Annotated in this window: 3 protein-coding genes; all 3 read right to left on the reverse strand. The window is 33.9% G+C overall.

Annotated features, from left to right (window positions below; all coding sequences use genetic code 11):
* A partial coding sequence (locus FC32_RS04820; RefSeq protein WP_202812953.1) for an ArpU family phage packaging/lysis transcriptional regulator occupies positions 1 to 448 on the reverse strand: 448 nt, incomplete at its 3' end.
* A 62-nt stretch (positions 449 to 510) separates the two neighbouring features.
* A complete protein-coding gene (locus tag FC32_RS04825) occupies positions 511 to 831 on the reverse strand; it encodes a hypothetical protein (RefSeq protein ID WP_155891520.1) in 321 nt (106 codons plus the stop codon).
* Positions 832 to 835: 4 nt separating this feature from the next.
* On the reverse strand, positions 836 to 1,057 hold the full coding sequence (locus FC32_RS04830) for a hypothetical protein (protein WP_025088113.1): 222 nt from the start codon (positions 1,055 to 1,057) through the stop codon (positions 836 to 838).
* Positions 1,058 to 1,407: the final 350 nt, after the last annotated feature.

Genomic DNA, 1,407 nt, shown 5'->3' on the forward strand with positions numbered 1-1,407 from the left:
GATCTTTCCACCATGGACAACACGTCTCAAAAGCATCTGCAAACTCGTTCTCGGCTTTACGCTTCTTTACACGATATTGCGTCTCTTCACATCCTAACCTTTCGCATATCTCCCATGCGCTTAAATCATCAACATACACAGCAATTAATATCTGCTTGCTCTCATCCCTGATTGCATTTAAAGTTTCAATGACCCGCTCTAATGTTTCTTGTGCATATACACGTTTTACGATCCGTTCTTCTAAATTGTTACCAAAAGAGGGAGCTTTAGGTTCGTCTGTGATCACTGGTGATTTGATGAAGCTATTTCCAACACCAGCTACTCGCATTAACTTTGGATAATCTTGCTTGAAAAACTTGCGCACATTAGCAGCTGTCTCGATCACATCAACATCAATACCTGAAAACCAGTTTGCAAATTCCTCCGCTTTGCTCATGTCAATTTTCATTTAATTGCCCCCCTATGTTATAATTAGGTGTTATTTTGGTTTATGGGAGGCGTGACGGATTGTCACGTTTCTTTTTTTATGCGACTGATCACGTAACCTTTTTTACTGGTTTTTCCCATTTTTCGTAAATTAACGACGGATGATACTGATAAATCAAGAGATTTATTTTCTTTTTTAAGAAATTGTCGACTTCGTTTAACCATAATTTCGATATTTTTTATAACTTTTCTGTTAGGTTGTATATTGTCAATTGATGTAAAATATTGTGGACCTCTTTTATAAGCAACATCATATCCAACTAACTTGCAAGTCGTATAGATTGAATTTTCATCCAACCACTGTATCCATTCGAGTAGGTCTTCAGCTTGTTCTAATTCATTCACCATCTCAGCGCCCATTAGACACGTTTGAAACACTATATTGTTTAAATGTACCAGTCATATATCTTGTTAAATAATCTACAGCCATCCCTTGAATTGATTTGTAGTAGGGATTAACTTCTTTAATTTCATTATTATCAGAATACTTAACAACATTTAAAGCAGAAACAGGTATGTATCCCAATTGGGGTTGTTTTATATTACGAATTCTTGATGTTACTGTATACATAGTAATCCTCCTTCTGAATATTAACACCTTTAATAGAATATATCATGCTGATATCACGCTCCTGTTCAGGAATATATTACTGAGTTACAAATTTTCGATTTACGTTAATTATTATAAATTAAATCGTTCTCTCGCTAAAATTCATTAATTCTAGTTGGGTAATTTAGGTTATTGTGTACAAAATACTTATCCATAACGTATATAATTAGTCAAACAGTTGTGTTACTTTTAAATGAATTCATTTTCTTATTTCGCTTGCGTGTTTGTGTTTAACGACTGAAACTGTTCAAAAACAACAATGCGATAAAATTCCTGCTATGCTATAAATACAATACCAGCTAAAGATAGCT

The sequence above is a fragment of the Ligilactobacillus apodemi DSM 16634 = JCM 16172 genome, from assembly GCF_001434405.1.
Taxonomy (GTDB): domain Bacteria; phylum Bacillota; class Bacilli; order Lactobacillales; family Lactobacillaceae; genus Ligilactobacillus; species Ligilactobacillus apodemi.

Excerpts from the sequence above, each read along its gene's own strand:
- FC32_RS04830 (WP_025088113.1), bottom strand. The coding sequence starts at position 1,057 with ATGTATACAGTAACATCAAGAATTCGTAATATAAAACAACCCCAATTG.